This window comes from Aquiflexum sp. (assembly GCF_977115555.1).
In genome coordinates this window covers 1-5,916 of record NZ_CDSBKL010000264.1, presented here as the reverse complement: position 1 = coordinate 5,916, position 5,916 = coordinate 1, and the positions used below count along the sequence as shown (strand labels likewise).

The following is a 5,916-nucleotide window of genomic DNA, read 5'->3' as shown; positions in this document are numbered from 1 at the left end:
TGGGTCAAAAAATACCTGCTTTTTGCATTGATTTCTGCAAATGTAGGTTTGGTATTTTGGATTTTCGGATGGCAATCTTTCCATCCAAGCATAGTGCCTTTGCTCTTGGTTCTTATCCTACGTACCAATTTCTTGTATTATAATCTGGACAAATTCAGATCTGTTCCGGCAGGATAATATTTCTTTTATCAAAACTATTTCATAGCTGAAACTTGTTATCACCATTCAATTGAGATCAAATGGAATTCAAATTAGTTTCGGAGTACAAACCAACAGGCGACCAGCCTCAGGCCATCGAACTCTTGACCGAAGGTGTCAATTCCGGTGAGCAATCACAGGTTTTATTAGGCGTGACGGGCTCAGGAAAGACTTTTACTGTCGCCAATGTCATCCAACAAGTTCAAAAACCCACTTTGGTATTGAGTCATAACAAGACTTTGGCTGCCCAGCTTTACGGAGAATTCAAGCAGTTTTTTCCTGAAAATGCAGTAGAGTATTTCATATCCTATTACGATTATTACCAGCCTGAGGCTTTTATCCCAACGAGTGGAACCTATATAGAAAAAGATCTTTCTATCAATGAAGAGATAGAAAAACTCAGGTTGAGTGCGACGTCCGCCCTTCTTTCGGGAAGAAGAGATGTCATTGTAGTAGCTTCTGTTTCGTGTATTTATGGTATTGGAAACCCGGAGGAATTCGGCAAAAACGTAATCCGACTGCAGGAAGGCGATAGAATACCAAGGAATCAGCTACTTTTCAAGTTGGTAGACATTCTCTACAGCCGTGTCAATCAGGACCTCAGTCACGGCAACTTCAGGGTCAAAGGAGATACTGTCGACATTTTTGTTGCCTATGCTGATTTTGCCTACAGGATCTTTTTTTGGGGAGATGAGATCGAAGCCATACAAAGAATTGATCCGGCCACCGGTAAGAAATTATCCGATGAAAAAATCATTTCCATTTTTCCAGCAAATCTATTTGTCACCGGAAGGGATGTGATCGATACCGCTATCCATGAAATTCAGGATGATATGATGGCCCAGGTGGGCTTCTTTGAAAGAGATATGAAACTGATCGAAGCCAAACGGCTCAAGGAAAGGACAGAGTTTGATTTGGAAATGATCCGTGAATTGGGGTATTGCTCAGGAGTTGAAAATTATTCGAGGTATTTTGATAGGAGAAAACCAGGTACAAGACCTTTCTGCCTATTGGATTATTTTCCGGATGATTATTTATTGGTAGTGGATGAAAGTCATGTGACCTTGCCTCAGGTCAGGGGAATGTGGGGAGGTGACCGTTCCCGGAAAGTCAACCTCGTGGAGTATGGATTCAGGTTACCTTCAGCTTTGGACAACAGGCCTTTGAATTTCGATGAATTTGAAAGCCTCATCAACCAAGCAATATATGTCAGTGCCACTCCGGCGGATTATGAGTTGAACAAAACAGAAGGTATCGTGGTCGAGCAGATTATCCGTCCGACGGGATTATTGGACCCGATCATCGAGGTGAAACCAAGTGCCAATCAGATCGATGACCTTTTGGAAGAAATAGATGAACGCATCAAAGTTGGAGACCGGGTTTTGGTCACAACCTTGACCAAAAGAATGGCTGAAGAACTTCAGAAGTTTCTCGAAAGGGCTGGGGTGAATAGCCGGTATATTCATTCCGAGGTCAAACCTTTGGACCGGGTGGAGATATTGAGGGAGTTGCGACTTGGGGTATTTGATGTGTTGGTCGGCGTAAACTTGCTTAGGGAGGGATTGGATTTGCCTGAGGTGTCTTTGGTGGCAATTTTGGATGCGGACAAAGAGGGATTTCTGAGAAATGAAAGGAGTTTGGTTCAGACCATAGGAAGGGCGGCCAGGAACGAAAACGGTAAGGTAATCATGTATGCGGATAAGGTAACTGCCTCTATGCAACTTGCCATTGATGAGACGAAAAGAAGAAGAGGACTTCAGATTGCTTACAATGAAGAGCATGGTATCGTTCCGAAAACGATCAAAAAATCGAAGGAGAAAATCATGGGGCAAACTACCGTTGCGGATAACAAACGAAACGCCAAACTGTATGAAGAATCCATTGATTCCCCTGCTTTGGTTGCAGCAGATCCGCTAGTGCAGTATCTCAGTAAAGAAAAGCTTGAAAAACTCATCACCCAAACCCAAAAGCAAATGGAAAAGGCAGCCAAAGAACTCAACTTTATGGAAGCTGCCAGGCTGAGAGATGAATGGCAGGGCATGAAAAATAGGTTGGAGGATTTGAAAAGAGGAGTTTGAAAAGAGAACCGAGAATATTTGAACCAAGTACGATGTACTAAGTACCAAGATTGGGGAAACCTGATACCTTGACAGAGAAACCCGACAACCCGATATCGCAAAGCTAACAACCACTACAACAATTACAACCACAACAACTATTTCCTCCAACTCCGAACTTCCAACTTCCCACTTCAAAAATGACCCTCCAAGAAATCCATAGAATCGCCCAGCAAGGGGAAGGCTTGAAGGTTGAATTCAAGAAAAAGGCCGCTTTTCCTGAAAAAATCGTCAGGGAGATCATTGCTTTGGCCAATACCGAAGGAGGTTATTTGTTGATTGGGGTGGATGATGATGGTACTGTCAGTGGACAGCGTTTTATTGAGGAGGAAGTTTTTGTGATGCAAAAAGCCATTGAGAAACATATTCAGCCCAAGTTGGAGTACCAAGTGGAAATCAACAAGCTCACCCCAAAAAAGGGAATAGCGGTTTTTTCCATTCCAAAATCGCCTGAGCGCCCCCATTTTTTGATGGAGGAAAATAGGAGAAAGGCCTTTGTCAGGGTCAAAGACCGCAGTATTCAGGCAAGCAAGGAAATGTGGGAGATACTGAAAAGAGGGAAAAACCCAAAAGATATGGTTTTCACTTATGGTGAAAAAGAGAATATCCTGATGAAATCCCTTGGAGAAAACGGGAAAATCACATTGAAAGAATTTCAGTTTTTGGCAAGATTGCCTAGATTTTTGGCCTCAAAAACATTGGTCAGGCTTGTTTTGGCAAATGTTATCAACATTGTACCCCAAGAAAAAGAGGACTTTTTTACCATTAAAGAATCATAAAGGCAATTCGGTCCCAAACCGTTGATTAAATCCTGCTATCCCCTGCAATCCACCCGTATGTATAGCCAAAATGTGAGATCCTTTTTCGAAATTATCATTTGCTATAAGATCGAAAATCCCAAACATCATTTTTCCGGTATAGATCGGATCCAAAGGAATTAGTGTTTGTGAATAAAACCAATGGATGAATTCAATAAGCTCAGGTTTGAATTTGCCATAGCCCCCAAAATGGTAATTATCAAAAATCCGGTATTTACCCTTTGGGGAGATTTGGTATAGGTCAAGAAGTGATTGCAGTTCTTGCTGAATAAACTCCCCTTTCAAAGAAGAGAATCCAAACAAATGCTGTTTGGATTCGATCCTGTCGGCCAAGCCTGCAAAAGTACCGCCTGTTCCTATAGAACAGCCAATATGGGTATAACCTTGATCCTCGGCAGTTAGGATTTCCTTTGTTCCCCGTATGGCTAAAGTATTGGTTCCTCCCTCTGGAATCAGATAAAAGTCTCCGAATTTTTCTTTTAGCCCGTGAATAAAGAAATCTTCTGTCTTTTTCCTGTAATCCTCCCGGCTGACGTATTCCATGTACATTCCTTCAGATTTTGCAAAGGAAAGGGTTGGGTTCAAAGGAAAGGTTTCCTCTCCCCTTATGATTCCAATGGACTTGAATCCCTCTTTTTTTGCTGCAGCTGCCGTGGCATGGATATGATTGGAAAATGCTCCTCCAAAAGTGAGCAAGGTATCAAGTCCCTCCTTTTTGGCTTCCTCCAAGTTATATTTCAACTTAAAGAATTTGTTACCGGACACCAAGTCATGTACCTGATCCAATCGCCTGATTGCAAGTCTGATTCCCTTCTCTTTCAAAAGAGGAATACGGATTTCTTGGGTCGGTATGGGATATGACAAAAACAGTTCTTTCTCCAATATTTCTGCAAATAACCAAATCTTCACCAAATGCCCTTATTTTTGTATCATGGCAGACATGATGGATCAGGATAATTTTGATGAGGAAGAGTTGGATGTGGAGCTCTTTGAGCACTTTAGTTTTACTATCGACAAAGGACAGGCACCTACAAGGGTGGATAAATTCTTGACCGACCGCCTGGCAAATGCCACCAGAAACAGAGTTCAGAATGCTATTGATGCAGGTTTTGTTCAGATCAATGGCAATTCAACCAAAGCGAATTATAAGGTCAAGCCTTTGGATGAGATCAAAGTCTTTTTGGAAAAGCCGCCAAGAGATACTGAGGTCATCCCTGAAAACATTCCTTTGGATATTGTCTTTGAAGATGAATACCTCATGATTGTCAATAAACCTCCCGGGATGGTGGTCCATCCTGCCCACGGCAATTGGACGGGAACTTTAGTAAATGCATTGGTTTACCATTTCAATCAGCTACCAACCATGCCCGGTAATTCAGGAAGACCGGGATTGGTGCACCGCATTGACAAAGATACTTCGGGATTGCTCGTAATTGCCAAATCCGAGACCACGATGACGGACTTGGCCAAGCAGTTCTTTAACCATGATATAGATAGGACCTACCTTGCTTTGGTATGGGGAGAACCGGCCGAAGATCAAGGAACAGTCATCGCCAATGTTGGCAGAAGTGCCAAAGACAGAAAAGTGATGGATACATTTCCGGACGGTTCGCAGGGAAAACATGCCATTACACATTGGAAAGTGATCAAAAGACTGCGGTATGTGACCTTGCTGCAATGCAATCTGGAAACAGGCCGTACCCATCAAATCCGTGCGCATATGAAATACCTGGGGCATCCATTATTCAATGATGCGATGTATGGAGGAGACAAAATCCGGAAAGGGACGCAGTTTTCAAAATATAAAATGTTTATACAAAATTGCTTTGACCTCATGCCTAGACAGGCCTTGCATGCAATGTCTTTGGGGTTTCTCCATCCGGTGACGAAAAACAGGATTTACTTTGAGACCCCACTTCCGGAAGATTTTGCTGCCGTCCTTGAAAAATGGGAGAATTATGTCAAGTATGAGGAATAATTATAAGCCTGTTTTTCTTTTTTTAGGGTTAAGTTCTTGAAATTGACCTTATTTTAAACTGATTTTCTTGGAGAGAACTATTCATTTTGGTAAAAAATAAATCAATTTCTCTCGGCGATGTACAATTATGAGAGAAGATTTGTCCTCGAATAGGCAAAAAAATTATAAAAGTAGCCTTGATTTACCCGAAAATTTTATGATTCCGACTTTGGAAACCCAAAACTCATTATCAAGTATTTAAAAAAGCTCTTTCCGCAATCGATGTAGAATAAGGGTAATTCAAAAAATGACCTTAATAATAAAAATACTGTAAATTTTTAGCAAAATATTTATAATATTATTAAAGAATCAGATTACGTGTTACTTTTGTCATGTAATCAATTGGTAAAAAGTCCGGTTGAATTGTAGGATTGAAAGAGTGGTGGGGTTTCCCCGGAGGTTCGAATCCTTCTCCTACAGCTGGTTATTTTGGGTTTATTGTTAATTGACTAAAGCTGTGAGCATGTATTCACAGCTTTTTTATTTTTATAACAATCGGACTTATTTACCACAGAGTGCACCGAGTCCATGGAGTTGGAGGGAGCTTAGAGCGAGCTCGTCATTCGTAAATCGTAATTCCCAATTTTAATTGTACTTACTAAATTCCTCCTCCCACTTTTTTCTCTGTGAACTCTGAGGCCTCTGTAGTGATAATTTTTATTTACCACAGAGTGCACCGAGACCTCTGTGTTGGAGGGAGCAAAGAATCAGGCTCGCCATTCGCAAATCATAGTTCCCAATTTGAATTGTCCATACTACATTCCTA

4 protein-coding genes and 1 pseudogene are annotated in these 5,916 nt (G+C 41.4%); 4 read left to right on the top strand and 1 reads right to left on the bottom strand.

Annotation, left to right across the window (positions count from 1 at the left end; translation table 11 throughout):
• The 3 genes and pseudogenes from ACZFYI_RS14400 to ACZFYI_RS14390 form a co-directional block, all read left to right on the top strand.
• Positions 1-177 (top strand): annotated as a pseudogene (locus tag ACZFYI_RS14400) (DUF4105 domain-containing protein); the annotation flags it as partial.
• A 62-nt stretch (positions 178-239) separates the two neighbouring features.
• A complete protein-coding gene (gene uvrB / locus ACZFYI_RS14395) occupies positions 240-2,276 on the top strand; it encodes an excinuclease ABC subunit UvrB (RefSeq protein WP_462524826.1) in 2,037 nt (678 codons plus the stop codon).
• 179 nt (positions 2,277-2,455) lie between these two features.
• Positions 2,456-3,094, top strand: coding sequence for an AlbA family DNA-binding domain-containing protein (locus ACZFYI_RS14390; protein WP_462524825.1), 639 nt, complete (start codon positions 2,456-2,458; stop codon positions 3,092-3,094).
• Here ACZFYI_RS14390 and ACZFYI_RS14385 read toward each other — a convergent pair.
• Positions 3,089-4,042, bottom strand: a complete 954-nt coding sequence (locus ACZFYI_RS14385; protein WP_462524824.1) for a 1-aminocyclopropane-1-carboxylate deaminase/D-cysteine desulfhydrase — start codon at positions 4,040-4,042, stop codon at positions 3,089-3,091. The genes ACZFYI_RS14390 and ACZFYI_RS14385 overlap by 6 nt on opposite strands.
• A gap of 22 nt (positions 4,043-4,064) precedes the next feature.
• Between ACZFYI_RS14385 and ACZFYI_RS14380 the strand changes: the two genes are divergently transcribed.
• A complete protein-coding gene (locus ACZFYI_RS14380; protein ID WP_462524823.1) occupies positions 4,065-5,111 on the top strand; it encodes an RluA family pseudouridine synthase in 1,047 nt (348 codons plus the stop codon).
• Positions 5,112-5,916 lie beyond the last annotated feature (805 nt).